This window comes from Agromyces sp. Y782 (assembly GCF_059445405.1).
In genome coordinates, this window is sequence record NZ_JCAIUG010000002.1 from 954,963 (window position 1) to 980,588 (window position 25,626).

The following is a 25,626-nucleotide window of genomic DNA, read 5'->3' on the forward strand; positions in this document are numbered from 1 at the left end:
CGAGCGGGTCGTCATCTTGGCAGACTGGTGTGGTGATCGTCGTCGTCTGCCCTGGACAGGGCTCCCAGACCCCTGGTTTCCTCTCCCCTTGGCTCGGAGAACCGGCTTACGCCGAGCGACTGTCGGCGCTGTCGGATGCCGCGGGGCTCGACCTCGCCCACTACGGCACCGAAGCCGACGCCGACACGATCCGCGACACTTCGATCGCCCAGCCGCTCATCGTCGCGGCCGGCATCCTCACGCTTGAAACACTCCTGGCAGATGGTCGCGGGGCCCGCATCGGCGGTATCGCCGGTCACTCGGTGGGTGAGATCACGGCCGCGGCCGGGTCGGGCGTGTTGAGCGACACTGATGCGATCCGGTTCGTCGCCGAGCGCGGCCGTGCAATGGCGGATGCCGCGGCCCTCGTGCCGACCGGCATGAGCGCGGTCATCGGTGCGGTCGAGACGGACCTCCTCCCCCGGCTCGACGAACTGGGCCTCGAGCCCGCGAACTTCAACGGCGGCGGACAGATCGTGGTCGCCGGCGCCCTCGACGCCCTCGAGGCGCTGAAGGCCGAGCCGCCGACCGGCGCGCGGGTGATCCCGCTCCAGGTGGCGGGGGCCTTCCACACGCGATACATGCGTCCGGCCGTCGAGCGCCTCGCCGACGTCGCCTCCGGCCTCGCCCCGGCCGACCCCGTGCTCCCGCTCTGGACGAATCGCGACGGCAGCCCCGTCGCATCCGGCGCAGCCTTCCTCGATCTTCTCGTCGGCCAGGTCTCCTCGCCCGTACGCTGGGATAGCTGCATGGAGTCCTTCGCTGCCGCCGGCGTCACCGGCATCATCGAAGTGGCCCCCGCAGGAGCCCTCGTCGGCCTCGCCAAGCGCGCGCTCAAGGGTGTGCCGACCGTGGCCGTGAAGACTCCCGACGACCTGCCGGCGGCAATCGCGCTCATCGAGCAGCACGCCTGAGCCGGCGAATGACACGAGAAAGCCGAGCATGACGAGACCGACCCTGCAGCAGTCCCACGGGCCCGCGTACACCCGCATCTACTCGATCGGTGCCGCGCGCGGCGCCAACGCGGTACCGAACGACGACCTCGTCGGCCCGATCAACTCGTCTGACGAGTGGATCCAGCAACGCACGGGCATCGTCACCCGTGCGCGCGCCGGGGCTGACGTGCCAGCCATCGACCTCGCAACGGATGCTGCCGTCGAGGCGATCGAACGCTCTGGGGTCTCACCCGAGCTCATCGACCTCGTGATCATCGCCACGATCTCGAACGTGCAGCAGACGCCGTCGATGGCGGCCGTGGTCGCCGACCGGGTCGGTGCGAACCCTGCGGCGGCCTATGACACGAACGCCGCGTGCGCCGGCTACGCATATGCCGTGGCGCAGGCCGACGCGCTCATCCGTACCGGAGCGGCGCACTACGCACTCGTGATCGGCGCCGAGAAGCTCTCCGACGTCGTCGACCCGACCGACCGCAGCATCTCGTTCCTGCTCGGAGACGGCGCCGGCGCGGTCGTCATCGGCCCGAGCGACACGCCCGGCATCGCACCCACCATCTGGGGCTCCGACGGGTCGAAGGCGGGTGCCGTCGGCATGAACAGCACACTCACCGAGTTCCGTGACGGCAACGCCGAGTGGCCGACGCTCCGTCAGGAGGGCCAGACGGTCTTCCGCTGGGCCGTCTGGGACATGGCGAAGGTCGCGAAGCAGGCTCTGGATGCCGCGGGCGTGACGTCAGCCGATCTCGCGGCGTTCATCCCGCACCAGGCGAACATGCGCATCATCGACGAATTCGCCAAGCAGCTGAAGCTGCCCGAGACGGTCGCGATCGCCCGCGATATCGAGACGACGGGCAACACCTCCGCCGCGTCGATCCCGCTCGCGACGCACCGCCTGCTCGAAGAGCACCCTGAACTCTCCGGAGGCCTCGCCCTCCAGATCGGCTTCGGCGCCGGACTCGTGTTCGGCGCCCAAGTGGTGGTTCTTCCCTGAACCGCCTCCCCCTTGTCCATCTAGACTGTCTCTCGGTCAAACGAGACACCCCCACAAGGAGAAGAACAATGGCATCGTCCACCGAAGAAGTGCTTGCCGGCCTGGCCGAGCTCATCAACGACGAGACCGGCATCGCAACCGACACGGTTGAGCTGGACAAGTCGTTCACCGACGACCTCGACATCGACTCGATCTCGATGATGACCATCGTCGTCAACGCCGAAGAGAAGTTCGACGTGAAGATCCCCGACGAAGAGGTCAAGAACCTGAAGACCGTCGGCAACGCCGTCGACTTCATCGTCAAGGCCCAGGCCTAGCAGCTGCGTGGAGCGGGCCGGCGCCTCTGCCCGGCCCGCTCGTTCAGCATGACCGTTCTCTCCATCGGAGTGTTTCTCGAATGACCAAGAAGATCGTCATCACCGGTATCGGTGCGACCTCGCCGCTCGGCGGCACCGCCCCCGAAAGCTGGAATGCCCTGCTCGCCGGCGAATCCGGCACGCGCACGCTCGAACACGAGTGGGTCGCCGAACTCGAACTGCCCGTCACTTTCGCCGCCGAGGCGAAGGTGCGCCCAGAAGAGGTGCTCGAGCGCCCGGTCGCGAAGCGGCTCGATCCCTCGAGCCAGTTCGCGCTGATCTCGGCCAAGGAGGCGTGGGCCGATGCCGGCGCACCCGAGGTCGCCCCCGAGCGACTCGGCGTCGACTACGCCACCGGCATCGGCGGCATCTGGACACTACTCGACGCCTGGGACACGCTGCGTGAGCGCGGCCCGCGTCGAGTGTTGCCCATGACCGTGCCGATGCTCATGCCGAACGCCGCGGCGGCAGCCATTTCGATGCACTTCGAGGCGCGCGCGTTCGCTCGAACGGTCGCCTCGGCTTGTGCCTCGAGCACCGAGTCGCTCGCGAACGCCTACGAGCACCTGCAGCTGGGTCTCGCCGACGTCGTCATCGCCGGCGGTTCCGAGTCGGCGATCCACCCGATCACGCTCGCATCGTTCTCGTCGATGCAGGCACTCTCGCGTCGCAACGACGATCCGGCTCACGCATCGCGCCCGTACAGCGTCGACCGTGACGGCTTCGTCATGGGTGAAGGTGCTGCGAGCCTCGTGCTCGAGACCGAGGAGCACGCGCTCGCGCGCGGCGCCCGCATCTACGCCGAGCTCGCGGGCGGTGGCGTGAGCGCGGACTCGTTCCACATCACGGCGAACGACCCCGAGGGCCGAGGCGCGCGCCGCGCCGTGCTCGATGCGCTCGCACAGGCCGGTGCCACTCCCGATGAGGTCACCCACATCAACGCGCACGCCACGAGCACGCCGGTCGGCGACATCGCCGAGTACACGGCACTCGCGGGCGTGTTCGGCGACCGCGTGCGCGAGATCCCCGTCTCCGCGACGAAGGCCTCGACCGGTCACCTGCTCGGCGGTACCGGTGCGTTGGAAGCGGTATTCACGATCCTCGCGCTCCAGCACCGCGTCGCTCCGCCGACGATCAACATCAGTACGCAGGACCCCGACATCCCGTTGCTCGTCTCCGGTGAGCCGCAACCGCTCGCCGACGGCCCGCAGCTTGCGATCAGCAACTCGTTCGGGTTCGGCGGGCACAACGCGGTCATCGCGATCCGCACCCCGTAGGCGAAAAGCCCGCGTGACGATGCACGAATGAGAAGACCCCGGTCGCGCCATCGCGCCGGGGTCTTCTCTCGTGCACGGTCCGAGGGTTTCGCTCGCGCGCTGCCGGGATCGTTCCTCCGACCTCGCGTCACGCCGCCGGCGGACCGAGGCTCGCTCAGCCCACCTGGTGCAACCAGACGACCGGAGCGAAGTCGCTCGCGTGACGAAACGGCTCGAGCTCGTCGTCCCACGCTTGCCCGAGCGCGAGTCGCAGCTCGCGGTGCAACTCGATCGGGTCGGTGCCGCCGACCTCCATCGCGTAGCGGATTCGGTCTTCGGGCACGACGGTGTTGCCGGCCGTGTCGGTCTGCGCGTAGAAGACGCCGAGTTCGGGCGTGTGCATCCACCTGGCGCCGTCGGAGCCGGGAGTGGGGTCTTCACTCACCTCGAAGCGAAGTTGCTCCCAGCCGCGCAGCGCGGACGCGAGCTTCGCACCGCTGCCGGCCTCGCCCTCCCAGTAGAATTCCGCGCGCATCGCGCCTCGGAACACCGGTTGCTCGCTCCAGTCGAAGTTCACCGGCGTGCCCAAGGCACTGCCGGCCGCCCACTCGACATGCGGGCACAGCGCCCTCGGCGAGGAGTGCACGAACAGCACACCTCGCGCGGCGCGCACAGCCCGCGTGGCATTCTTCGTCATCTCGATCTCCGTTCTTGAGGTGCGTCTTCCCCAACGACCTCTGACGGACGGATGACCGGTATTCGATTGTCGACGAGCGAGCCGTCACCGCCGATTATGCCCCGCATCAGCCTCATTGACAAGACTCGGAACCATATACTCAGTGAGACGTTCACATCTGATCGGAGAGTCCATGGCCGTACGCGATGCACTGCTCGCCCTGCTCACTGCTGGTCCGGGGTACGGATTCCAGCTCCACGGCGATCTCGCTGAACGCACCGGCGGCCGTCGGAGCGTGAACGTCGGCCAGAGCTACGCGACCCTCGAGCGCCTCGGCAAGCAGGGGCTCGTCGAATCCGCCGGCGCGACCGACGACGGCCTCCCGCTGTACCGATCGACTGCAGACGGCACCGCCGCCACCACGGCATGGTTCAACGGCACGGATGCCTCGGGCAGCGACCCGTGGGATGAGTCGATCGATCGGGTGCTCATCGCCGCGTCGTTGCCCGGCGTCGATGCCGGCAGCATCGTCGCCGCAGAGCGTCGCCGCTGGGAGGATCGCCGGGCTGCGGCATCCGCTCGCTCGACGCTCGACGGCCATGCGAGCGCACTCGATGCCGATGCGACCGCGGCCGCGAGGCTCGGCGCGCTCGCTGCCGCAGCCGAGCGCGCCCGCGCCGGAGCGGCACTCGCCTGGTTCGACGAGGTCGAATCGGTGCTCGCAACGCATGAGCTCGCGTTCGCGCCACGCATGGAACGACCTCGGCGCGGCCGCAGGCCGGCGGCGCAAACGGCGCCGTCGGTGACCGCCGGGGATCAGGCGTCGGCCAGTTCGTAACTGTCGACGATCGCGAGGTCGAGCGGGAACTCGACGGGGAACTCGCCGAACATCAGGCGGCCCGCCGCGTCCGCGGCTTCCGTGACGGCCGCGGCAACGTCGTCGGCGAGTTCGCGCGGAGTGTGCACGATGATCTCGTCGTGGAGGTAGTACACGAGATGTGGCACCTTCTCGAACGCGATGCCGGAACGGTGCGCGCTCTCGCCGGGGTCGGGTGCCGCGAGGGCGATCGCGGAGAGTTTCGAGCGCAGGGCGGCCATCCAACAGAGCGCCCACTCGGCCGCGCTGCCCTGCACTACGAAGTTGCGCGTGAAGCGACCCCAGTCTCGTGCGCGCGCGCGAGCCCGGCGTTCGTCGGCCGCTGTCGCTTCGGGCTGGCTGGCCAGCGATTGCGTCGATCGCCAGTCTTCGCCCGGCAGCGGCGAGGAGCGGCCGAGCAGTGTGGTGACGCTGGACCCGCGCTCACCATCGGCGGCAGCACGATCGACGAGCGCCATGGCGAGAGGGTACGCACGCGCGAGCCGCGGCACGAGCCGGCCGCTCTCGCCGGTGGTCGCGCCGTACATGGCGCCGAGGATCGCGACCTTCGCCTCGTCGCGCGATTCGACGACACCGGCCCCGACGATGCCGCTGTAGAAGTCGCGGCCTCGCCCCGCCTCGGCCATCGACTCGTCACGCGCCAGACCGGCGAGCACGCGCGGTTCGAGTTGGGCGGCGTCGGCGACGACCAGCACCCAGCCGGGGTCGGCCACGACGGCGCTGCGCACGTTCTTCGGCAGCTGCAGCGCTCCCCCGCCGGCGGTCGCCCAACGGCCGGTCGCCGTTCCGCCCGGCACGTAGTCGGGACGGAACCGGCCATCGATCACCCACTCGTCGAGCCACGCCCAGGCATTCGCGCTGAGCAGTCGGGCGAGCTTCTTGTAGGCGACGAGCGGCTCGATCGCCGGATGCTCGTGTTCGCGGAGCTCCCATCTGCTGGTCGACTCGACCTGGATGCCGGCCCCGCGGAGTGCCTTCAGCAGCGCCGCTTGCGAGTCGAGATTCACTGATGGCGCGCCGAGCGCCGCGCGCACCCGGACGGCGAGCTCCTCCATGCGAACAGGCTTGCGTCCTGGAGCGGGTTTCGGACCCAGCACACCCTCGAGCACGCGCTCGTGCACGCCGCGGTGCCACGGCAGGCCCGCGGCGTGCAGCTCGGCGCCGATGAGTGCGCCGGCCGATTCCGCCGCGAGCAACAGCCGAAGTGCGCCGGGCCGTTCGGACGCCGTCACGAGGGCGAGCTGCCTGGAGTGCTCGGCGAGGATCTCTGCGACCGGCACGCCGAGCACGTCACGCGGGCCGGTGAGTTCGGTCAGCCCGGCGGCATCCGTCTCGCCCTCGAAATCGCCGAGGTCGAAGAGAGCTGCACGAGCAGCGGATGCCGCAGGTGCGAAGCCGACCGACTGCCCGGCCTCAGCGGGGCCGGCGGGCAACCAGGCCGGTCTCGCGAGCTCGCCGGTGCCGCGAACCGCGGCCGTCGTGGTCGAGTGGTCGAGGATCGCCCCGGCGAGGACGAGGTCGTGACAGCGCTCGACTCGCACGCCCTGGGCGAGCAGGCGCGGGTACCACCGGCGGGTGTCGGCCCAGACCCACCGCGGGTGTCGTGACTCGAGCGCGCGCACCGCACTCGGAAGTTCTTCGAGCGTCACCGCGTCGAAGGGTTCGTTCGAAACCGACGGATCGACGAAACCGACCAGGCCTGGCCCCATCGCACCGACAACGATCCGCATCGTCCCATTCTCCCGGTTGCAACCGACATCGGCGACGGATGTCGGTGGTCGACGACAGGATCGTCTGCATGAACGAGATGCGGCAGTGCACATGGTCGCGGTGAGCTTCGGGTGCGGCCACGGTGCCGATGCCGGCGCACCGGAATCAGTGTCGCTCGCTCGCGTCTGCCCGCTCTGCATGCTCGTGCACGAGACGCAGCGTTCGCGCGCCGAACTGCTCACCCGCGTCGTACCGTCGCAACGAGCCGCGCTCGCCCGCGAGACGCGCATCGGCGCGAGCTACGAATGGCGGTGCCGTCGCGGGCACGACCGCTACCCGGCGACGGTGAGCGAGGTGCTCACCGGTCCGAGCTGTGTGAAGTGCCGGGCCAACGCTGCAGCACCGGCAGCACTCCGCGAGGCCGGTCTCGCCTTCATGAAGCCGGGGCTCAAGGTCGGCACCTCACGCGTCGAGCAGCGATTGCGACTGCTCCTCGGCCAGCGCATCCGTCTGCACCATCGCGTCAACGCAGTGCGCATCGCCCGCATGTTCTACGGCAAGCAGGAGGTCTGGCCCGACATCCTGGTGCCGCAAGTGCGCATCGCCGTCGAGTACGACGATCCCGGTCGATCGCGGGGAGCGCATCTCGGCCTGAAAGAGGCCTCCGACCTCGAGAAAGACGAGGCGCTCCGTGAGGTCGACTGGGAGGTCATCAGAATTCGGGCGGGCGGTTTGGGCCCGCTCGGTGCGCACAGCGTCGTCTGCCGGAGCCTCACGATAGCCGCGGTCGACGAGGTCATCGCGATCATGCGGCGCATCCGCGGCGACGCTGCGATCGACGCCCTGTCTATCCGGCATGAGGTGGCCGGCTGAGCCCACGATGCCCGGCACGGCATACTCCCGGCGATCCACCGAGAAGAGTTGGTGCATGCGAGCAATCCTCCCGATAGGGTGAGTGGACCCGAGCGCCCCTTCCGGCCCGGGTTTTCGCGCGCAGAGAGGCACTCGATGCTCCTTCCGTTCATCATCGTCGGAGGCATCGGCCTCGTGCTGCTGCTCATCTCACTGGTGCTCGGCGACATCTTCGACCACCTCGACATCGGTGACGGCGCACTCTCGGGCACTGCATTGGCAGTGGGCATGGTGGTCTTCGGTGCATCCGGCGCCCTCGTCTCGAGCATGGGGCTCGAACTGGTCTGGGTGTACGTGCTCTCGATCGTGCTCGCCGCCGTCGCCTACGGGCTCTGCGTGCTCGCCATTCGCAATCTCACCCGCAGCTCCGATGGCGCGCCGGCATCGGCCGCGGGGCTCTCGGGCGTCGCGAGGTCGGACATCTCCGCCGCCGGCGGCGAGGTGAGTCTCGACGGCCCGGGCGAGGTCGAACGCCGGCTCGCGTATTCCGAGCAGCCGATCGGCGAAGGTACACGCATCCGCGTCACCGAACACGTCGGCAGCCGCGTGAAGGTCGTCGCGGACTGACCTCACGGCTGCTCTCGGGTGGCAATTTGCACCAACCCTCCACTCCCCCTGCCCCTGCCCCACCACCCCTTCTCCCGATAGGAACCCGATGCTCTCCCCCCTGCTGATTCAGGTCATCTCCGTCGTTGCGATCGTCATCGCCCTGCTCGCACTGCTCACCTTCATCGCCCGCCGCATCAGGCGTGTGCCGCCGAACGAAGCCCTCGTGATCGTCGGCCGCGGCGCCGGCCGTGCAGCCCCCGAGCAGTCGTCGGGGCAACGCGTCGTCATCGGAGGCCGCACCTTCGTCTGGCCGATCCTGCAGCAGGGCTTCGCAATCTCGCTCGAACAGCGTCAGATCGGCATCACCGTCGAGGGCGTCGACAAGAACCGCATCAAGATCGCGATCAAGGCCTCGATCAACTTCAAGGTGAGCGGCACCGAAGACGGGGTGCGGCGTGCTGCGCAGCGCTTCCTCTCGCAGCAGGAGCTGCTGACCGAGATCATCAAGGAGTCGCTCGAAGGATCGCTCCGCTCGATCGTCGGCGACATGACGATCGAACAGATCATCTCCGACCGCAAGAGCCTCTCCGACCGAGTCGTGTCCGAGACGAAGACCGACCTCGTCGAACAGGGCCTCCAGGTCGACCTGCTGAACATCTCCGACATCTCCACCCCCGGCAGCGAATACCTCGCGAACCTCGGTCGAGCCGAAGCCGCGCGTGCTCGACAGGTCGCCGAGGTCAGCGAAGCCGAGGCGGCGCGGGTGAGCGAGTTCGCGCGCATCGAGGCGGCCGAGCAGGTCGCCGAGCGTCAGAAGGCGCTGAGCCTGAAGCAAGCCACGATCAAAGCGGAGACCGACCGGGCCAACGCCGAAGCCAACGCATCCGGCCAGCTCGCCACGGCCGAGCAAGACAAGCTCGTCGCCGTGCAGGAGCGCGACGCGCTCTCCGAGCAGGCACTCGTGACGCAGGAGCGCCTCGACATCGAGATCCGCAAGCCGGCTGAGGCCGAGGCGTACGCGGAGGTGCAACGCGCCACAGCCCAGCGCGACGCGGCGAACGCGGCCACCGAAGCCGACGCGTACAAGCGCACCAAGATCGCCGAAGCCAACAAGGTCGCGGCCGTGCAAGACGCCGAAGCCTCCGCCACCGCCGTGCGCTTCTCGGGCGAGGCCGAGCGCGACCGACAGGTCGCCCTCGCCGCGGGTATCCGTGCCGACGGCGAAGCGCGCGCCGCAGCGGTGCAGGCACAGGGCCTCGCCGATGCCGCGGCGACCGACGCCAAGGCGATCGCCCTCAAGAAGTACGGTGAGGCGGCGCTCGCGCAGGAGATCATCTCCCGCCTGCCCGAGATCGTGCGTGCCGCGGCTGAGCCGATCTCGAACATCAAGAACCTCACTGTCGTCTCGACAGACGGCGCGAGCGCGATCACCAAGACCGTCGGTCAGGTGCTCAGCGAAGGCACCGAGGTCGTGAAGTCACTGACCGGACTCGATGTCGGGTCGATCCTCGCCGGCCTCGCCGGCGGACAGCTCACGAAAGCCGACAGCGCCACCGCTACCGAGTAACCTCGGCGTTCTCTCGTGACGAACCGGCGCATGCCGTCGACATACCGAAGATCACCACGCGACGTCGGTCACGCGGTCACGCCTGCTCCATTTGCGTATCGGATGCGCCGAGAGCGAGCCCGGTCAGCTCCGCCAGCGAGTCGGCGGTGTTGTCGCCGAACGCCTCTCTCACGGCGAACCCGCTCGGCGTGACGTCGAAGATCGCATGGTCGGTGTAGACCCGTGTGACGCAGCCGACGCCGGTGAGCGGATACGTGCACGCCGCGACGAGCTTGGAGGAGCCGTCTTTCGCGAGCAGATCCGTCATGACGTACACCGACTTCGCGCCGATCGCGAGGTCCATCGCGCCGCCGACCGCGGGGATCGCACCGGGCGCACCGGTCGACCAGTTCGCAAGATCGCCGGACTGCGACACCTGGAACGCCCCGAGCACGCAGACATCGAGGTGCCCGCCGCGCATCATCGCGAAGGAGTCCGCGTGGTGGAAGTACGCGGCTCCCGGCGATGCCGTCACCGGCTGTTTTCCCGCGTTGATCAGATCGGGGTCGATGCGGCCCGCTTCGGGGGCAGAACCCATTCCGAGCAGTCCGTTCTCGGTGTGCAGGATGATCTCGAGGTCGTCGGGCAGATAATTCGCGACGAGCGTCGGAGCACCGATGCCGAGGTTCACGTAGGAACCCTCGGGGATATCCGCGGCGATTCGCTCGGCGAGCTCGTCACGGGTGATGCGGGCGCTCACTGGGCCCCCTCGCTCGCGGCGAGCGGTCGTCCTTCGATGTCGACGCCGCCGACGAACACTCCATCGTGCACCCACGAGCGGGGGCCGACGGCGACGAGGCGGTTCACGAAGATCCCTGGGGTCACCACGGCTTCGGGATCGAGCGTCCCCAACTCGACGACGTCGTCCACCTGGGCGATGGTCGTGGCGGCGGCCGTCGCCATGATCGGGCCGAAGTTGCGCGCCGTCTCGCGATAGACGAGGTTTCCCCATCGGTCGCCCGTCAACGCGGAGATGAGCGCGAAGTCCGCTCTGATCGGATACTCCAGCACGTACGTGCGCCCGTCGATCTCCCGGCGCTCTTTGCCCTCGGCGAGCTGTGTGCCGACGCCGGTCGGCGAGAAGAACGCACCGATTCCGGCCCCGGCAGCGCGGATGCGTTCGGCCAGGTTGCCCTGAGGCACGAGGTCCAGTTCGATCTGTCCGGCCCGGTACAGCCCGTCGAACACCCACGAATCGTGCTGCCGCGGGAACGAGCAGATGATCTTGCGCACCCGCTTCGTCGCGAGCAGGGCTGCAAGGCCCGTGTCGCCGTTTCCGGCATTGTTGTTGACGATCGTGAGGTCGGATGCACCGTGGGCGATGAGGGCGTCGATGAGCTCGACGGGCTGACCGGCCCGCCCGAAGCCGCCGATCATCACCGTCGCGCCGTCCGTGATGTCGGCGACCGCGGTGGCGGCGTCGGGAACCCTCTTGTCGATCACCTGCCCTCCCCGGAATCGGATCGAGCGAATACTTCGGCTGCGATGCGGAAGGCGGTGTTCGCGGCCGGAACTCCCGAGTAGACGGCAGACTGCAGGATCACCTCGCGGATCTCGTCGATCGTGAGTCCATTGCGCAGCGCTCCGCGCAGGTGCATCGCGAGCTCCTCATGATGACCGTGCGCGATCAGCGACGACAGCACCGCGATCGACCGGGAGCGCCGGTCGAGTCCGGGCCTGGACCAGACGTCGCCCCAGGCGACGCGGGTGATGAAGTCCTGCCAGTCCGCGGTGAGTTCGGTGGTGTTCGCGTCTGCGCGGTCGACGTGCGCATCGGAGAGCACCGCACGGCGGACGGTCATGCCCTGTCGGTAGCGCTCTTCGTCGGTGAGCCCTGCACCAACCGGTCTGGTCATGATGCTTCCTCCTCGGAGTCGAAGAACTCGAGCAACAGCCCCGCGATCGTCGCGGCCTGTTCCGCGGGCGGCAAGTGCGCGGCATCCGCAATTCTGGCGATCCGTCCGGCCTGCACACCGGATGCGATCTCCTGCGCCTTCTCCTCGGGCGCTACGACGTCGTACTCGCCCCATGCCGCGAGCACCGGTGCGGTGATGTCACCGAGCCTGCCGCGCACGTCGTAGGCGGCGAGAGCTTCGCAGCAGCGCGCGTAGCTCTCGTCGTCGGCATCCTGCAGTACGTGCAGGAGCCGCCCGCACAGCTCCGGTTCGCGGGCGATGGAGTCCGGTGCGAACCAGCGTTGGGCGGAGGAGATGAGCACGCTGGAGGTGCTCTCGGCGCGCACCTTGGCCGCGCGCGCCGCCCAGTCATCCTGGGTGCCGAGCTGCGCGCCGGAGGCGATGATCGCGGCGCTGGGAACGCGGTCCGGATGCCGGAGCAGAAGCTCCAGTCCGACCGCACCACCGAGCGACACGCCGGCGTAGCGGAAGGGCTCTCGGCTCGACACGACACGGGCGACGGCGTCGGCGAGCTCGCCGACGGTGAACGGCTCCGCCGACGGGGCGGAGGCGCCATGCCCCGGGAGGTCCCAGGTGGTCACCCGATACCGCCGGGCGAGGGTCGGGATGCAGTGCTCCCAGAGGATCCCGGAAGTGCCGAGTGATGGCCCGAGAACGAGCAGCGGCGCGCCTTCGGGCCCGACCGGATCGGTCAGCGCGACGTCGGGGGTGGTCACGGCAATTCCTTCTCCGCAGTGGCGATCGCCTCGTCGACGAGCGGGCCGGCGAGCCCGGTGTACTGCGCGGGATCGAGCAGCTCGCCGATGTCGACGCCGCCCGACTTCCCCTGCACGAGCGCCGCCAGCGATTCACCGGCGCTCGCACGCGCGATGATGTCCGCCACGGCATCCTGGCCGATGATCGGCGTGAGCCGGATCGACAGTCGTTCCGCGACGATGAGCCCGTGAGTGAGAGCCAGGTTTCGGGCGACGGCCTCACCGTTCACCCTGAGTCCGGCGAGCAGGTCTGCCGCGGTGCCGCTCGCGCCGCGGGTCAGGCGCAGCAGCTCGCGCAGGGTCGGCCATTCGGCGTGCCACGCACCATCCGGCCGCTCGTCGACGGCGAGTGCCGCGGCGGTGTGCAGTGTGGCACCCAAGTGCGGCGCGCGGATCGCGGCGGAGCGGATCAGGATGGATGCCGCCGGGTTCTGCTTCTGGGGCATGGCGCTGGATCCCCCGCCGGCACCCTCCGCCAACTCGCCGATCTCGGTGCGGCTGAGCGTGGCGACGTCCGCGGCGATGACGCCGAGTGCATCGTTCGTCTGCACCAGCGCATCGGCCAGCTCGGTCACGGGCCATCGGGCAGTGTGCCAGGGCGCTGCGGGGACGGCCAGCTGCAATTCTGCTGCGAAGGCCGCGGGAAGGGCGGCCGCGGCATCCGCTCCGCCGATCTCGACGAAGGATGACAGCGTGCCCCCTGCGCCGCCCAGCTGCGCCGGCAGCCCGGCCACCGCATCGCCGAGCCGGGCGCGGGCTCGCGAGACCGCGCGCAGCCACGTGGCCATCCGCAGTCCAACCGTGGTCGGAACGCCGTGTTGCGTGAGGGTGCGGGCGGCGGCGGCGACGTCTCGCTGAGCTCTGGAGAGGTCGATGAGCCGGCGCTCCGCCCTCACGAGGTCCTGCTGGATCCGCTCGCCTGCACGGCGGGCGGTGACCATGAGTGCAGAGTCGAGGATGTCCTGGCTCGTCGCCCCGCGATGCACCCATGCCGCTGCATCCCCGCCGACTCGTGTGCGCAGCAATGCGACCAAGGGGATCACCGGGTTTCCCCCGGCACGTGCGGCAGGCACGACCGAAGCGGCGGAGAGCCGGAGCACGTCGTCGGCCGGTCGGCCCGATCCGGTCTCGCCGAGGGCGGCCACGACCTCGGCAACGGCCTGCGCCGGTGCCACCCCGACCGCGCCCCACGCCTTCGTGAGAGCCACTTCGACCGCGACCAGATGCGCGAGGATCGCGGCATCCGTCGTGTCCTCTTCGAATTCGACGGTGACAGGTGAGAGCAGGCCGATGTCGAACGGCGTACCCGGTTCAGAAGGCAAGGAAGACGGTCTCCTTCTCCCCCTGCAGCCGGATGTCGTGGTGGAGATATCCGTCGGGGGTGCGCGTTGCGATGAGCGTAGCCCGTTCATCGGCCGGGAGGGTGGCGAGAAGTGCATCGGCGTCGAGGGCGGGCTCGTCGTCGGGGAGGTAGATGCGGGTGTGCAGCTTGTTCGGGAGGCCGCGAGCGTAGACGATCGCAGCGACGAAGGCCGCAGCGCCGTCGGTCGTGGCGCCGGGGTTCCGCGTCCAGAATTCGTAGTGCCCCTCATCGTTCGTGAAGGCGCGCCCGAAGCCCGTGAACGTGTGACCGTCCCGTCGGAACGAACCTCGCGCTCGCGGCACCGAGCCGTCGGCGCCTGGCGAGAAGATCTCCACGAAGGCGTCCGGCACGGGCGAGCCGTTGCCGTCGTACACGGTGCCTCCGAGCACGATCGCACCCGGCGAATGCGGATGCACGATCTGATTCATCAGCGGGAACTCGACGCCGTAGGCGAAGAAGGGCCCGACGGTCTGCCCGGGTGTCGGTCGATGCGTTCGTGCGGGTACGGGCACGTCACTCCCCTTCGGGTTCGAACCAGGTGGCATCGGGTCCATCGACGACGATGTCGAAGCGATACCCCGTCGACCACTCGGGAGAAGTGAGGTCGTGGTCGTAGACGCTGATGAGCGCATCTCGATCCTTCTGCCGCCAGATCGTGTTGTAGATCGGGTCGAGAGCGAACAGCGGATCGCCCGGGAAATACATCTGGGTCACGATCCGCTGCGTGAACGAGGAACCGAAGATCGAGAAGTGGATATGCGCCGGACGCCACGCGTTCACGTGGTTCTTCCACGGATACGGCCCCGGTTTGATCGTCGTGAACACATACTCGCCGTCGTCGTTCGTGACGGCCCGCCCGGCACCCGTGAAGTTCGGATCGAGGGGGGCCGGATGCTGGTCACGCTGATGGATGTAACGACCGGCGGAGTTGGCCTGCCAGATTTCGACCAATTGATTCGCCACCGGGCGACCCCATGAGTCGAGCAGTCGTCCGCGCACGGTCATCCGCTCGCCGAGCGGCTCACCGTCGTGCTGGATCGTGAGGTCGGACTCGATCGCGGCGACATCACGCTGACCGAATGCCGGCGAGAGCAGTTCGATCGTCTCCGGGTCGACGAGCTTCGGGTTCTTGGTCGGATGCCGCAGGACGCTGGAGCGATACGGCGGGAAATCGTACATCGTCGCCGGCAGCCTCTCGCCCGCGGCCTCGCGTTGCTCGTATGCCGCGTGCCGGTTCTGGATCTCCTGGGTGATCCCCCGCTGCGAGGCCTGATCGGATGACTCGGGCGGCGACTCCGGAGCTGCGGTTGCGCGGTCTGACATAGGCCTCCTTCAACACCTCAACGGGCTGCTCACATCCTCCGCCGGATATGGCCGCTCCCGAGCCCTACTCCCGATCAATGGGAATTGATCTCCATCTCTGTCATGCTGTCACCGTGGCCAACTCACCGTCCGGCGACTCCTCGACCGATCGCCTCGTGCGGATCCTGGAGACGTTCACTCCCACCCGAACCGTGCAGACGACCGCCGAGATCGGACGACGATCGGGGCTCCCCTCGTCCAGCGCCCACCGCATCGTTGCAGAGCTCGTCGAAGCCGGACTCCTCGAGCGCGACGGGAGTCGGCGAGTGCGCATCGGCATGCGACTGTGGGAGCTCGCCACGCGCTCTTCCGGCGCCCTGCGCCTGCGTCAGGCGGCGATGCCGTTCATGGAGCGCGTGCAGGCCAGGGTGCGCGAGCACACTCAACTCGCGATCCTCGAGCAAGACGAGGCGCTGTTCCTCGAGCGACTGAGCAGCCCGAGTTCCGGCTCGAACATCACCCGGGTCGCCGGTCGGCTGCCGCTGCACGCCTCCAGCTCCGGACTGGTGCTGCTGGCCTTCGCCGACCACGACGTTCAGGACCGCATCCTCGCAGCCCCACTGACGCGCCTCACCCGCGCGACCCTGTCCGACCCGGCAGCAGTGCGGCACAAGCTCGCAGAAGTGCGCGTACTCGGTCATGCAGTCGCGCCCGGCTACATCGAAGAGGTCTCCACCGGCATCGCCGTACCGATCCGGGATGAGACGTCCGCGGTCATCGCCGCACTCTCCGTCGTCCTTCCGCGGGAGGCGGAGTCGCAGTACGCGCTGGTAGAGCTGCACCGCGCAGCTCGCGACATCGAGCGGGTGCTGGGCTTCCGCCACTGAGTACCGATTCCACTGAGCCCAGATTCCCGATGAACGGGATACCGCCCTGGATCGAGAGAGCGACGGCACACAATGTGAACCAGCCGCGCGGCGATCCCGTGCCGTTCGATCGTCGAGGGAGACGCCATGACCACCACCGGCCGTACGCAGGTCGCCATCGTCGGCGCGGGCCCCGCCGGTCTCGTGCTCTCCCAGCTGCTCGCGGATGCGGGCGTCTCTTCGATCGTCATCGACCAGCGCTCCCGCGAGGAGATCGAGACGACGATCCGCGCCGGCATCCTCGAACAGGGCACGGTCGACCTCCTCGCCGCCATCGATCCGAACTCGCGCGTTCACACCACGGGCCAGCGGCACGACGGAATCGAGTTGCGCTTCCAGGGCGAAGGGCACCGGATCGACTTCCCCGGCCTCGTCGGGCGCAGCGTCTGGCTGTATCCGCAGCACGAGGTGCTCACGGATCTTCTCTCGCTCCGACTGAGAGCCGGACAGGATCTCCGCTTCGGCGTCACAGCGACGCACGTCGAGGGTGCCGAGGGCGACCGACCGCGCGTCATCGCGACCGACGCGAACGGCGGCGTCCTCGAACTCGATGCCGACTTCGTCGTCGGGGCCGACGGCTCGCGCAGTGTCGTCCGCGCAGCCGTCACAGGCTCTGTGACAGGCGGATACTTCCGCGAGTACCCGTTCGCCTGGTTCGGCATCCTCTGCGAGGCGCCACCGAGCTCTCACGAACTCATCTACAGCAATTCGGATGCCGGTTTCGCACTCATCAGTCAGCGCAGCTCCGAAGTGCAGCGGATGTACTTCCAGTGCGATCCCGACGCCGACCCGAACGCGATGAGCGAGACGGAGATCTGGGAGACGCTCCAGGAACGCGTACCGGGTTCGACGCTCACCGAGGGACCGATCTTCCAACGCGACGTGCTCCGCTTCCGCAGCTTCGTCGCCCACGAGCTCCGCCGCGGCCGCGCCGCACTCGTCGGCGATGCTGCGCACACGGTTCCGCCGACCGGCGCGAAGGGCATGAACCTCGCCGTGGCCGACGTCATCGTGCTCGCCGAGGCTCTGCGCACCCTGATCCTCGAACACGACTCCCGCCTCATCGACGGCTACGCCGAGCTCGCCCTGAAGCGCATCTGGAAGGCGCAGCACTTCTCCTGGTGGATGACGAACTTGCTCCATATCACGCCGGATGCAGGCGACTTCGACCGGCGGCGCCAGCTCGGCGAACTGCGCTCCGTCGTCGAGTCGGAAGCCGGCCGCACCTACCTGGCGGAGGCGTACACGGGATGGCCGGTCAGGTGACTCGGTAGGCGATGTATCGCACCATGGAGGCGTGCCGCTCGGCGACGGCGATGTACACCGGGGTGGGTATCCGTGACAACGCACCAGAACCGGGTTGTCTCATATCGACGTCCGATGGATCGCGGCGGCGATGTCGGCGCTACGTTCCACCAGGAGAGACAGTCCGAAGATGAAGAAGAATGCACCTCTGGTCAGGTCACCCAAGGCGTACAGACCACCCTGTTCTCTGGGGCCGCGGACCGCACTGGTGGCGCCGGTCACCTCGATGCCTCCAAAGTCGTGCTGTCTGGCCAGACCATGTTTGATTGCGCTGTCCACGAGCTCTTGCACGCTCGGATGGACGCCATAGCTGCTGGGAGTGATTGCGTTCACGACGTAGTCGACGTGCTCCTTGGTCGAGGGCAGCTGTACATCGAATCCTTGTCGTGCAGGGAGCACTGACTCGATGCCTGTCCTCACCTTCATCTGGCCGGTGTCGAGCATTGCCAGGACCTTCTCCGCGTTGACTGGCGGCATCGGACTCACGCGGCTCATGATGTCGCGGAGCGTGGGGGCCGTCGTCAACCGGTCTCTGTCCTGGTGGCGCAGGGCGTACCAGATGTCACCCCAGAGGCCGGCAGTGGCCACCGACTTCTGAAAGATGAACGTCTCCAGGTCACGGCGGTCGTGGGGCTGTTGCTGAAGCTGCCAGCGCAGCCAAGACTGCGGGTCGGCGATCGGCGGCGGCGGGAAGATGCCTCGCGGTGTGCCTCCCCAGGCCTGGACCTCTTGGTTGAAGAGTCGCTCCAGATCGGCAAGACGGAGTTCGCCGGTTGCGCGCGCGAGGTCCGCGATTCGATCGGATGTGAGGTGTTTGGCCACCCAGTCGGGTCCCGGGCGACGGACGAACGGGAGGACGCCCGATCGTGAATACAGGCTCACCGGGCCGGCATGGCCGCGCGCGGTGAGCGCCGCTATGGTGTCGACCGCGGTGAGGCCGCTTCCGAGGATCCCGATCGCAGCATCCGATGGGATGTCGCTGAGGTTTTTGTCGGTCGGATATGGAGCCGCGACGTAGCCTTCATGTGAGGCGAGACCGTATTGGTCGGCGAGGACGCTACCACCGGCGCAAAGAATGACATGGTCGTGTTCGTCGCGACGCCCGGTGCTGCCGATCGTGTATCCGGAGTCGCCATTCGGCGTGAGCGAGGTCGCTCGTTCCTTGACGAACTCGACGTTCCAGCCTCGACCTCGCATCTCGTCGACGAGCCCGTTCGCATGCTCTGAGAGATAGCGCCCGTAGAGCGACCGCGGCAGGAAGGTGTGCCCAGAATGTTGCGGGTCGAGATGATTCCCTCGAACGAGCCAGCGCTTGGCGTGCGCGTCGTCGCCATGCCGGACCGACATATTGGGCACCGTTACGTTGGCGAGCACCCAGTCGCCATCGTCCTGAAACGCGCGTCCGACCCACGGTTCGTCGACAGGGTCGTAGAGGGTCAGGCCGATATCAGTCCGGTGCCCGAGCCTCCGATGGAGGCTGTCCAACATGCATGCGCCGGCTGCACCAAGTCCAATGATGGCGATTCTCACGCTACTGACTCCGTTTTCGTCGATGGATGTCCTCGGACGGCTTCATTTCCGACCTCGCCATGAGTGGGCCAGCCGGCACGGGCACGTGAACTGACGCGACCTCGTCAGTTCTCGCTGTCGAATCGTGCTTTGAGAGCGAACAGGAACTTGGCTGAATCGCGAGCGTCGGCGTTGGAGAGCCGTGGCGACGTCGGATAGAACTTCAGGCCCGCCAGTCGAGCCCCCGACGGAGTCGAAGCGAATCTGCTGCTGTAGGAGTAGTACGGTCCGGCGCCGCCTTGAGACGTCCGTTCGCGCTCGTCCCAATCGACGAATCGACGGATGTAGTCATTCACCGCGGCGGTGAACTCCTGCTGCTCGGCACTGTCGCTCGTTCGCTCGGTAGCTCGGAGCGGCGAGCCCACCAGGTCCGGCGGATATATGCGCACCATCGACTGGTACCCGCGTGAGTACGGGTTCTCGACCTGCAGATCCGAGTACCTGTCGATCTGACGGCGGAAGGCCTGTGCAGCGTCGACGAGTCCGGCGAGCACGGTCCGGTAGCCTTCGGCACCGAGGGCATGGAGTGACCCGAGCGCAGCGAGCGCCTTCGCCCCGGCTCGTGATGTCTCCAAGGTGTAGTCCGCTGGCGATTGGGTGCTCAGCTCGGGCGCCACCTGGTGCATCTCGTCGGGCCTTTCAGCTCCGTTGAGGTAGCCCAAATCGCGGGCGTCGTTGAACTGCACAACGCTGCAGTCGACCGGGCAGCAGCCTGCCCCTTTGTGAAAGTCCACCCCCCAGGAGTCCGCGTTCTGGATCGCCGAGGTGACGAGCGCAGCCTGCTCGAGCAGTATGCGCTGAGTGTTCTGGTCGATCTCGTGGCCTGCGGCAAACGTAGAGTCGCGAAAGAACAGCCACTCCCAGCCGATGACACTATCCACGTGGATGTGCGGGCGGTAGTCGAGGTTGTACCGCTCCACGAGCTCGTCGATGAAACGACGGAACCGTGCGACGCCGTCAACGCTGTGGTCATACGTCGTCCCGCAGTTGAGCACAAGCGCTGCGAGGCGACCCCCTCCAGCGATCTTGGTCTCGATCATCTTGCAGGCCTCGTCGAATCGCGTGGCGCGCTGTTCATCGGACGGCAGAGTCACGATCTGGTTGTCGCCCAGCCCCAGCCAGCGAGCGCTACGTGCGTGGGAGAAATGTGCCTCTTCGGTGATGGCGACGAAGGTGTCCTTGCTCACTCCTTGACTGTCGATGTCAGGTGTCGCCTTCGCGAGGCCGCATCGGATTCCGTACGCGATCGTCCCGGTACCGCCGAACACGAACAGCCCGCGAGCTGCACTCTCTGATACCCCTGCGAGCGTGCTGAGCACACGAGAGACGAGTGCCTCAGCCTCGATCACGCGCCCGGCAACCCCGTCGTTCACAAGGTTGACATTGGCGTCCAGCCCAAGCGCGTAGAGAGCGGAGGCGACGAGTGTCGGGGGCGCGCCGACATTCACCTGCAGCGACGGGTGGCGCCAGTCCACAGCGCCGGTGAGGAACGTCGTCGCGATGCGCTCGACCAGGGCGCCCGCGTCTTCGGCCGGGTGCTCCGGCATGCCGGATTCGAAATCCTCCAGCAGCCGGCCGAAAGCTGTCGGATCCGGGTTGCCGAAGCGTGCACCAACAGGTTCAAAAGCCGCCGAACCGGCCGCCACCAGGCCCGCAAGCGCCACTGCCCGGTCCTCAACGGGAAATAACGCGTCCAAGCTGTTGCGTCCGAATCGACGCGCGAACAGGGGCTGCTCATCGTGCGTCGAGGATTCCTCTTGGCCATCTGAACGCGGTGTTGCATACACGGTGTTGGTCATCGAGACTTCCGTTTCTCGTCGGTGAATGTCCTCGAGCAGCTTCCTGCCCGGCCTTCCTGGAGACGCGCCGGCCCAGCACGTGAACCGGCGTGGCCGAGGAGCACTCCGGCTCGGTCCTTCGGCCACTGGCGAGTGAGCGCGACCAGAAGACGGTCGCTCGCATCAGGGTTCACCGTGACTCATTCGCTCGATCTGTCGCTCGGAGTCCGTCGCCCTGTCGAGAGTTCGCTGCCGCTGACGTCGGCGGGTCGGCAAAGAGACGGCCGCGGCGATGATCAGAACGAACAGCGCTCCACCGGCGATGAGCCAGGGCACCAGTCCACCGGGAGCCCCATCGTCTGGCGTTGTCGCCGCGGCCTTGGTTGCCTGCCCGCCGGGGGTGTCATCCACGCCGGTGATGAAGCTCGCGTTCGCTGTACGGACTATGGGCGAGGCATTGTCGCCGATGTAGACGCTGGCGAGTGTGGTCACGCGCCGATCGGTATCCGGAATCCTGCCGATGGTCGCGTGAATGGCGAATTTCGAGGTCTTCCCGGCACCGAGACTTGTGGTCCACGTTGCTTCGCTCTTCTCGACCGTCGCGTCGTTGCTCGCCTCGAGCGTGACGTAGGTGGGGGCGGCCACGACGACCTTGACGTCTGTGTCGGCGTCGCCGAGGTTCTTGACCTCGCCCGTGTAGATGACCTCGTCGCCGGCGGTGACGGTCGTCTCGCTGCTGTTCAGCGTCACGGACAACTGCGGTGCCGAAGCGGCTGTCGCCGCGGTAGGTGCGAAGGCGAGCGTGAGTGCTATCGCCGCGACGACGGTAATGATCGCCCTTCGAGGGTGGCAAGCGGTCATGGTGTTCCTCCGGGGTGCGGGCGGGTCAGCGGGAGATGCGCTGACCCGCCCACCGCTACTCGGTTACTTCGCCGCCGGGCGACGTCGGATGAGGACGATACCGAGACCTGCCATGACTGCGAGCAGCGCCGCGATCACCGACGGCGTCAGCCAGGGGCCGATGCCGGTCGAGGCCAGCCCGCCCGGCGATGGCGGGTCGTCGACTTCGGTCGTCGTCGAGCACGCCTCGTCATCCGAGTCGGCAACACAGTTGCTGCCCGGAGTGACGACCGCGTTCCGCAGCACATGGTCCCCCAGATCCGGACTGTTCACCGTCACCGAGTAGGTGACGGTCTGGACCCCGCCGATACTGAGCGGACCCGACCACGACAGCACTGGTGCGGTGTACCCGGCACCGCCCGTCGCGTCGTCGTTGTAGCTCGCATCGTCGAGCACCGCCGAGAGGTTGTCGGAGAACGAGGCCGGGTCAGCCGCGGTGTAATCCGCCGTACCGGTGTTGGTGAGCGTGATCGTGTAGGTCACGGTCTTACCCGGGGCGGTGCTGGTGCTGTCACTCGTCTTGAACGCCTCGAGCGCACGGACCGGTGTCGTGTTGGTGCATTCAACATCGGTCACGCACGAGCCACCTGGGGAGGTCGGTCGCACGAAGTTGTTCAGAACCTTATCCCCCGTGTCCGGATTGTTCACCGTGACCGAATAGGTGATGGCGATCTCCTGACCGACCGCCAAGGCTCCGGACCACGAGAGCGTGGCGCCGGTGACCGTGGCGCCGTTGCTGGCATCGCCGTTGTAGGTTGCGTCGTCCAGCACGGCCGAGAGGTCGTCGGAGAACGAGGCGGGCTTGTCAGCCGTGTAGCCGATCGACCCGGTGTTGGTCACGGTGACGGTGTAGGTCAGGGTGCCGTCCTGGTCGACGGTCGGCACGGAGGCCGACTTCGCCACCGTGTAGGACCCCGACGGGATCTCCACGAAACACGCCGGGTCGTCAGAGCCGACGGGGCAGTTGCCACCATCGCCGGTGACAACCGCGTTCGGCAATACCGCGTCTCCAGTTTCGGGGTCGTCGACCGTCACTGAGTAGGTGATCGTCGCCGATGCACCCACCGCCAGCGGGCCCGACCACGACAACACCGGATCGGCGAAGCTTGCGCCACCGCTGGCGTCGTCGTTGTAGCTCGCATCGTCGAGCACGCCGGTCAGGTCATCGCTGAAGGTCGCCGGGGCGTCGGCCGTGTAGTCGACCTGACCGGTGTTCTCGATCGTGATCGTGTAGGTGATCGTGTCACCAGGCACGACGTCGGTCGCGTCAGCCGTCTTCGTGGCTGTGAACGACTGGACCAGTGTTGTGGTCTTGCAATCGTCGGGGTCGCAGGAGCCGCCCGGGCCGGTCGGTGCGACCGTGTTGGTGAGATCGTGATCCCCGTTGTCTGGATTGTTCACCGTCAACGAGTAGGTGATCGTCACGGTCTCACCGACCGCGAGGCCGCCCGACCAGGACAACGTGACGCCATCGACGGTGGCACCGTTCGATGCGTCGTCGTTGTACGCGGCGTCATCCAGCACCGCCGTCAGATCGTCGTCGAAGGACGCCGGATCGGCTGCGGTGTAGTCGACCTGGCCGGTGTTCGTGACCGTCACCGTGTACGTCACCGTGTCACCGGGGGTTACCATCGTCGTCGATGAGGACTTGGCCACCGTGTACGAGCCCGAAGGGATCAGCACGATACAGGCCGGATCATCGGAGTCGGCCGGACAGTTCGTGCCCGGTGTCGTCGACACGATCGCGTTGGTCAACCTCGAGTCCCCCGTGACGGGATCATCGACCGTCACCGAGTAGGTGATCGTTTGCGTCGCCCCGACCGCAAGCGGCCCCGACCACGACAGCACAGGGTCCGCGTATGTTGCGCCGCCGGTTGCGTCGTTGTTGTAGCTCGCGTCGTCCAGCACTTCGGTCAGGTCATCGGTGAAGGATGCCGCAGCGGCCGCTGTATAGTCGGCCTGGCCCGTGTTCTCCAGCGTGACTGTGTAGGTGATGGTGTCACCAGGCACGACCTCATTCGTGTCCGCCGTCTTCGTGAGAGTCAACGACTGGACCGGAGTCGTCGTGGTGCATTCGAGGGCAGGATCGCATGTACCGCCTTCGCCAGTCGGAACGACCGTGTTGGCCAACGCATGATCGCCAGTGTCCGGGTCATTGACCGTCGCCGAGTAGGTGATTGCCTGCGTTTCACCGACTGCCAGCGGCCCGGACCAGGACAGCGTGGTGCCATCCACGGTGGCGCCATTCGAGGCGTCCCCGTTGTAGGTGGCGTCATCCAGTACCGCAGACAGATCGTCTGTCAGTGAGGCTGGGTTGTCGGCGGTGTAGGGGACGGTTCCAGTGTTCGTCACCGTCACCGTATATGTGAGAGTTGCGCCCGGGGTGACGGTTGTCGCCGAAGATGTCTTCGAGACGGTGTAACTGGACGTGTTGGCCGTGTTCGTGACCGTGCAGGTGTAGTCGTCCGCGGCGGCGACATTCAAGGTCCACGCACCGACGGCCCCCCCGGTCGTGACCGTCGCCCCGCTGCCGTCCACACATACGACGGTGGCGGCATACGACGCCAGACTGCCAGGTGAGCCGACGGCCATCGCGTCGGTGATTGTATAAGTGGCATCCTGCGACACCGGCCAGTTGGTTGTGGAAGCCGAGGTGTTGGCCCCGGTGGTGGTGGCGGAGGTCAACGTGGTGCCAGCGGTGTCATTCAGGCCGACCGTGAACTGGTCTGCAGCCGTCGCGCGCCCGTTGACCTGCTTCACGACGGTGATCGTCGGGATTGCGGCGGTGGCGCAGCGGGCACCGTCGTTTCCTCCCGAGATGGGGCCATTCGACAATAGGATCGAGGCGCGGGTGGAGGGGTCCACCCGGTAGATCACGCCGGTGTCGTTTTGACCGAAGTAGAGGTTCCCGGCAGCATCGGCGTACGCAGCCCCGTAGGTGCTATTCCCATCGGTGCCGGTCACCGGCCCAAGGTTCGTCGTTTCATGCGTGGCCGTGTTGAAGGCGATCAGCTGCGCGGCGCCGGTGCCCGAGGCCGTGTCAGCGAGGCCATAGAACGAGCCGTTGACGAAAGTCCAGTCAGAGGGCATGTTTCCGAGATCGGCGGGTTTGGTCGCAGTACCCGAGGAAATGAGCTGCCCATACGTCGCAGAGCCCGGTGCGAGATCAACCTCGATCCATTCCAGCGTCCCAAAACCTCCGTACTGGAGGTACAGGTGACCGGCGTCGTCGAAGTCGCCGACCTGGTAGCCGACACCGGCCGGTGCTCCGGCCGGGCTGCCGAGGTCCTCTAAGGTTCCATCGGAAGAGATGCGAACGATCGTGGCCGTGTCGTTGTCCCAGCCGTACATGTAGTTGTCGAGGGTGTTGTAGCCGACGGCATTGACGGAGTCCGGCGTGGTACCAATCGCCGTTGCCTCGCCGCTCACCAGGTCGACCTGGACGATCTGGTGTGTTGTCGCGTCCGGCGTCTGGAAGAGATAGCCGAAGGAAGAACATGTCCATGCCTCCGGCGCAGCTTCCGCAGGCGAAGTGGTGGTCAGCGCAGCCAACCCACTCAGCCCGCTGGCGAGCAGACCAACGCTGAGGATGACGGCGAGCAACCCACTACGGCGTTTGCTTGTGCCGAAGATGCGCCTGCGTTCTCCCGATTTCCGATAGGTGGCTTTACCCTGCATGACGATCCTTTCCCCCAACTCGCGGCCGACGCCTGGATGGCGCGGTGCGAGCTCTCCCCCGACCCACGGCCACCGCGTAGATGACGCGGTGAAGAGCTGTGAATCACGGACAGTCTTCAATAGGCGACGGGAAGTTTGAGGGTTCCCCTCGGAATGCACCCCGGAATTAGTACTCGTTGGGCGGAACAGCACGGGTAGGTTTTTTG

The 25,626-nt window shown here is 67.3% G+C and carries 23 protein-coding genes; 10 read left to right on the plus strand and 13 right to left on the minus strand.

The annotated features are described in order from the left end of the window. Positions 1–32 precede the first annotated feature (32 nt). From AC1C2S_RS18685 to AC1C2S_RS18700, 4 genes are all read left to right on the plus strand, one after another. Positions 33–953 (plus strand): ACP S-malonyltransferase, encoded by a 921-nt coding sequence (locus AC1C2S_RS18685; protein ID WP_495354097.1) that lies wholly within the window; start codon positions 33–35, stop codon positions 951–953. Between the two features lie 28 nt (positions 954–981). Next, positions 982–1,986 carry a beta-ketoacyl-ACP synthase III gene (locus tag AC1C2S_RS18690; RefSeq protein WP_495354098.1) on the plus strand — a complete coding sequence of 335 codons (1,005 nt, stop codon included), beginning with the start codon at positions 982–984 and terminating at the stop codon, positions 1,984–1,986. Between the two features lie 68 nt (positions 1,987–2,054). Then, positions 2,055–2,303, plus strand: coding sequence for an acyl carrier protein (locus AC1C2S_RS18695; RefSeq protein ID WP_495354099.1), 249 nt, complete (start codon positions 2,055–2,057; stop codon positions 2,301–2,303). An 80-nt stretch (positions 2,304–2,383) separates the two neighbouring features. Then, positions 2,384–3,619, plus strand: a complete 1,236-nt coding sequence (locus AC1C2S_RS18700; RefSeq protein WP_495354100.1) for a beta-ketoacyl-[acyl-carrier-protein] synthase family protein — start codon at positions 2,384–2,386, stop codon at positions 3,617–3,619. Positions 3,620–3,773: 154 nt separating this feature from the next. Here AC1C2S_RS18700 and AC1C2S_RS18705 read toward each other — a convergent pair whose 3' ends face one another. Beyond that, positions 3,774–4,295: a DUF3145 domain-containing protein gene (locus tag AC1C2S_RS18705; protein ID WP_495354101.1), complete on the minus strand. Its 522-nt coding sequence runs from the start codon at positions 4,293–4,295 to the stop codon at positions 3,774–3,776. A 172-nt stretch (positions 4,296–4,467) separates the two neighbouring features. On the opposite strand from AC1C2S_RS18705, the gene AC1C2S_RS18710 reads away from it, so the two are divergent. Further along, entirely contained in the window at positions 4,468–5,112 is a 645-nt protein-coding gene (locus tag AC1C2S_RS18710) for a PadR family transcriptional regulator (RefSeq protein ID WP_495354102.1), read from the plus strand. On the opposite strand, the gene AC1C2S_RS18715 is transcribed toward AC1C2S_RS18710, so the two are convergent. Continuing rightward, positions 5,091–6,881: a bifunctional 3'-5' exonuclease/DNA polymerase gene (locus tag AC1C2S_RS18715; protein ID WP_495354103.1), complete on the minus strand. Its 1,791-nt coding sequence runs from the start codon at positions 6,879–6,881 to the stop codon at positions 5,091–5,093. The two genes, AC1C2S_RS18710 and AC1C2S_RS18715, sit on opposite strands and share 22 nt — an antisense overlap. A gap of 85 nt (positions 6,882–6,966) precedes the next feature. Between AC1C2S_RS18715 and AC1C2S_RS18720 the strand changes: the two genes are divergently transcribed. From AC1C2S_RS18720 to AC1C2S_RS18730, 3 genes are all read left to right on the plus strand, one after another. After that, entirely contained in the window at positions 6,967–7,734 is a 768-nt protein-coding gene (locus tag AC1C2S_RS18720; protein WP_495354104.1) for a hypothetical protein, read from the plus strand. A 135-nt stretch (positions 7,735–7,869) separates the two neighbouring features. Then, positions 7,870–8,340 (plus strand): NfeD family protein, encoded by a 471-nt coding sequence (locus tag AC1C2S_RS18725; protein ID WP_495354105.1) that lies wholly within the window; start codon positions 7,870–7,872, stop codon positions 8,338–8,340. An 88-nt stretch (positions 8,341–8,428) separates the two neighbouring features. Then, on the plus strand, positions 8,429–9,889 hold the full coding sequence (locus AC1C2S_RS18730; RefSeq protein WP_495354106.1) for a flotillin family protein: 1,461 nt from the start codon (positions 8,429–8,431) through the stop codon (positions 9,887–9,889). A 76-nt stretch (positions 9,890–9,965) separates the two neighbouring features. Here AC1C2S_RS18730 and AC1C2S_RS18735 read toward each other — a convergent pair whose 3' ends face one another. Genes AC1C2S_RS18735 through pcaH form a run of 7 tightly spaced genes read right to left on the minus strand, consistent with a single transcriptional unit; the run spans position 9,966 to position 15,285 of the window. After that, positions 9,966–10,628, minus strand: coding sequence for a 3-oxoacid CoA-transferase subunit B (locus AC1C2S_RS18735; RefSeq protein ID WP_495354107.1), 663 nt, complete (start codon positions 10,626–10,628; stop codon positions 9,966–9,968). Further along, a complete protein-coding gene (locus tag AC1C2S_RS18740) occupies positions 10,625–11,371 on the minus strand; it encodes a 3-oxoacid CoA-transferase subunit A (protein ID WP_495354108.1) in 747 nt (248 codons plus the stop codon). The genes AC1C2S_RS18735 and AC1C2S_RS18740 overlap by 4 nt, the downstream gene beginning before the upstream one ends. After that, positions 11,368–11,784, minus strand: a complete 417-nt coding sequence (pcaC, locus tag AC1C2S_RS18745; RefSeq protein ID WP_495354109.1) for a 4-carboxymuconolactone decarboxylase — start codon at positions 11,782–11,784, stop codon at positions 11,368–11,370. Before pcaC ends, AC1C2S_RS18740 begins: the two co-directional genes overlap by 4 nt. Then, a complete protein-coding gene (locus AC1C2S_RS18750) occupies positions 11,781–12,560 on the minus strand; it encodes an alpha/beta fold hydrolase (RefSeq protein WP_495354110.1) in 780 nt (259 codons plus the stop codon). Before AC1C2S_RS18750 ends, pcaC begins: the two co-directional genes overlap by 4 nt. Beyond that, positions 12,557–13,921 carry a lyase family protein gene (locus tag AC1C2S_RS18755; RefSeq protein ID WP_495354111.1) on the minus strand — a complete coding sequence of 455 codons (1,365 nt, stop codon included), beginning with the start codon at positions 13,919–13,921 and terminating at the stop codon, positions 12,557–12,559. Before AC1C2S_RS18755 ends, AC1C2S_RS18750 begins: the two co-directional genes overlap by 4 nt. Then, positions 13,911–14,474: a protocatechuate 3,4-dioxygenase subunit alpha gene (gene pcaG, locus AC1C2S_RS18760; protein WP_495354112.1), complete on the minus strand. Its 564-nt coding sequence runs from the start codon at positions 14,472–14,474 to the stop codon at positions 13,911–13,913. Before pcaG ends, AC1C2S_RS18755 begins: the two co-directional genes overlap by 11 nt. 1 nt (position 14,475) lies before the next feature. Continuing rightward, positions 14,476–15,285: a protocatechuate 3,4-dioxygenase subunit beta gene (gene pcaH / locus AC1C2S_RS18765; RefSeq protein WP_495354113.1), complete on the minus strand. Its 810-nt coding sequence runs from the start codon at positions 15,283–15,285 to the stop codon at positions 14,476–14,478. A gap of 113 nt (positions 15,286–15,398) precedes the next feature. Between pcaH and AC1C2S_RS18770 the strand changes: the two genes are divergently transcribed. Both AC1C2S_RS18770 and AC1C2S_RS18775 read left to right on the plus strand, forming a co-directional pair. After that, on the plus strand, positions 15,399–16,151 hold the full coding sequence (locus AC1C2S_RS18770) for an IclR family transcriptional regulator (RefSeq protein WP_495354114.1): 753 nt from the start codon (positions 15,399–15,401) through the stop codon (positions 16,149–16,151). Between the two features lie 126 nt (positions 16,152–16,277). After that, on the plus strand, positions 16,278–17,456 hold the full coding sequence (locus tag AC1C2S_RS18775) for a 4-hydroxybenzoate 3-monooxygenase (RefSeq protein WP_495354115.1): 1,179 nt from the start codon (positions 16,278–16,280) through the stop codon (positions 17,454–17,456). Between the two features lie 99 nt (positions 17,457–17,555). Here AC1C2S_RS18775 and AC1C2S_RS18780 read toward each other — a convergent pair whose 3' ends face one another. The 4 genes from AC1C2S_RS18780 to AC1C2S_RS18795 all read right to left on the minus strand — a co-directional run bounded on the left by AC1C2S_RS18780 (position 17,556) and on the right by AC1C2S_RS18795 (position 25,420). Further along, positions 17,556–19,025: an FAD/NAD(P)-binding protein gene (locus tag AC1C2S_RS18780; protein ID WP_495354116.1), complete on the minus strand. Its 1,470-nt coding sequence runs from the start codon at positions 19,023–19,025 to the stop codon at positions 17,556–17,558. Positions 19,026–19,129: 104 nt separating this feature from the next. After that, positions 19,130–20,863 carry a pyridoxal-dependent decarboxylase gene (locus tag AC1C2S_RS18785; protein WP_495354117.1) on the minus strand — a complete coding sequence of 578 codons (1,734 nt, stop codon included), beginning with the start codon at positions 20,861–20,863 and terminating at the stop codon, positions 19,130–19,132. 162 nt (positions 20,864–21,025) lie between these two features. Then, complete coding sequence (locus AC1C2S_RS18790) at positions 21,026–21,592, minus strand: hypothetical protein (protein ID WP_495354118.1); 567 nt, start codon at positions 21,590–21,592, stop codon at positions 21,026–21,028. 174 nt (positions 21,593–21,766) lie between these two features. After that, entirely contained in the window at positions 21,767–25,420 is a 3,654-nt protein-coding gene (locus AC1C2S_RS18795; RefSeq protein WP_495354119.1) for a DUF7927 domain-containing protein, read from the minus strand. Positions 25,421–25,626 lie beyond the last annotated feature (206 nt).

Bases quoted from the DNA above. Each gene is read 5' to 3' on its own strand.
- AC1C2S_RS18785 (WP_495354117.1), bottom strand. From the start codon at position 20,863: ATGACCAACACCGTGTATGCAACACCGCGTTCAGATGGCCAAGAGGAA.
- AC1C2S_RS18695 (WP_495354099.1), top strand. From the start codon at position 2,055: ATGGCATCGTCCACCGAAGAAGTGCTTGCCGGCCTGGCCGAGCTCATC.
- AC1C2S_RS18730 (WP_495354106.1), top strand. From the start codon at position 8,429: ATGCTCTCCCCCCTGCTGATTCAGGTCATCTCCGTCGTTGCGATCGTC.
- AC1C2S_RS18705 (WP_495354101.1), bottom strand. From the start codon at position 4,295: ATGACGAAGAATGCCACGCGGGCTGTGCGCGCCGCGCGAGGTGTGCTG.
- AC1C2S_RS18725 (WP_495354105.1), top strand. From the start codon at position 7,870: ATGCTCCTTCCGTTCATCATCGTCGGAGGCATCGGCCTCGTGCTGCTG.
- AC1C2S_RS18775 (WP_495354115.1), top strand. From the start codon at position 16,278: ATGACCACCACCGGCCGTACGCAGGTCGCCATCGTCGGCGCGGGCCCC.
- AC1C2S_RS18715 (WP_495354103.1), bottom strand. From the start codon at position 6,881: ATGCGGATCGTTGTCGGTGCGATGGGGCCAGGCCTGGTCGGTTTCGTC.
- pcaC (WP_495354109.1), bottom strand. From the start codon at position 11,784: ATGACCAGACCGGTTGGTGCAGGGCTCACCGACGAAGAGCGCTACCGA.
- AC1C2S_RS18700 (WP_495354100.1), top strand. From the start codon at position 2,384: ATGACCAAGAAGATCGTCATCACCGGTATCGGTGCGACCTCGCCGCTC.
- pcaH (WP_495354113.1), bottom strand. From the start codon at position 15,285: ATGTCAGACCGCGCAACCGCAGCTCCGGAGTCGCCGCCCGAGTCATCC.
- AC1C2S_RS18795 (WP_495354119.1), bottom strand. From the start codon at position 25,420: ATGCAGGGTAAAGCCACCTATCGGAAATCGGGAGAACGCAGGCGCATC.
- AC1C2S_RS18690 (WP_495354098.1), top strand. From the start codon at position 982: ATGACGAGACCGACCCTGCAGCAGTCCCACGGGCCCGCGTACACCCGC.
- AC1C2S_RS18710 (WP_495354102.1), top strand. From the start codon at position 4,468: ATGGCCGTACGCGATGCACTGCTCGCCCTGCTCACTGCTGGTCCGGGG.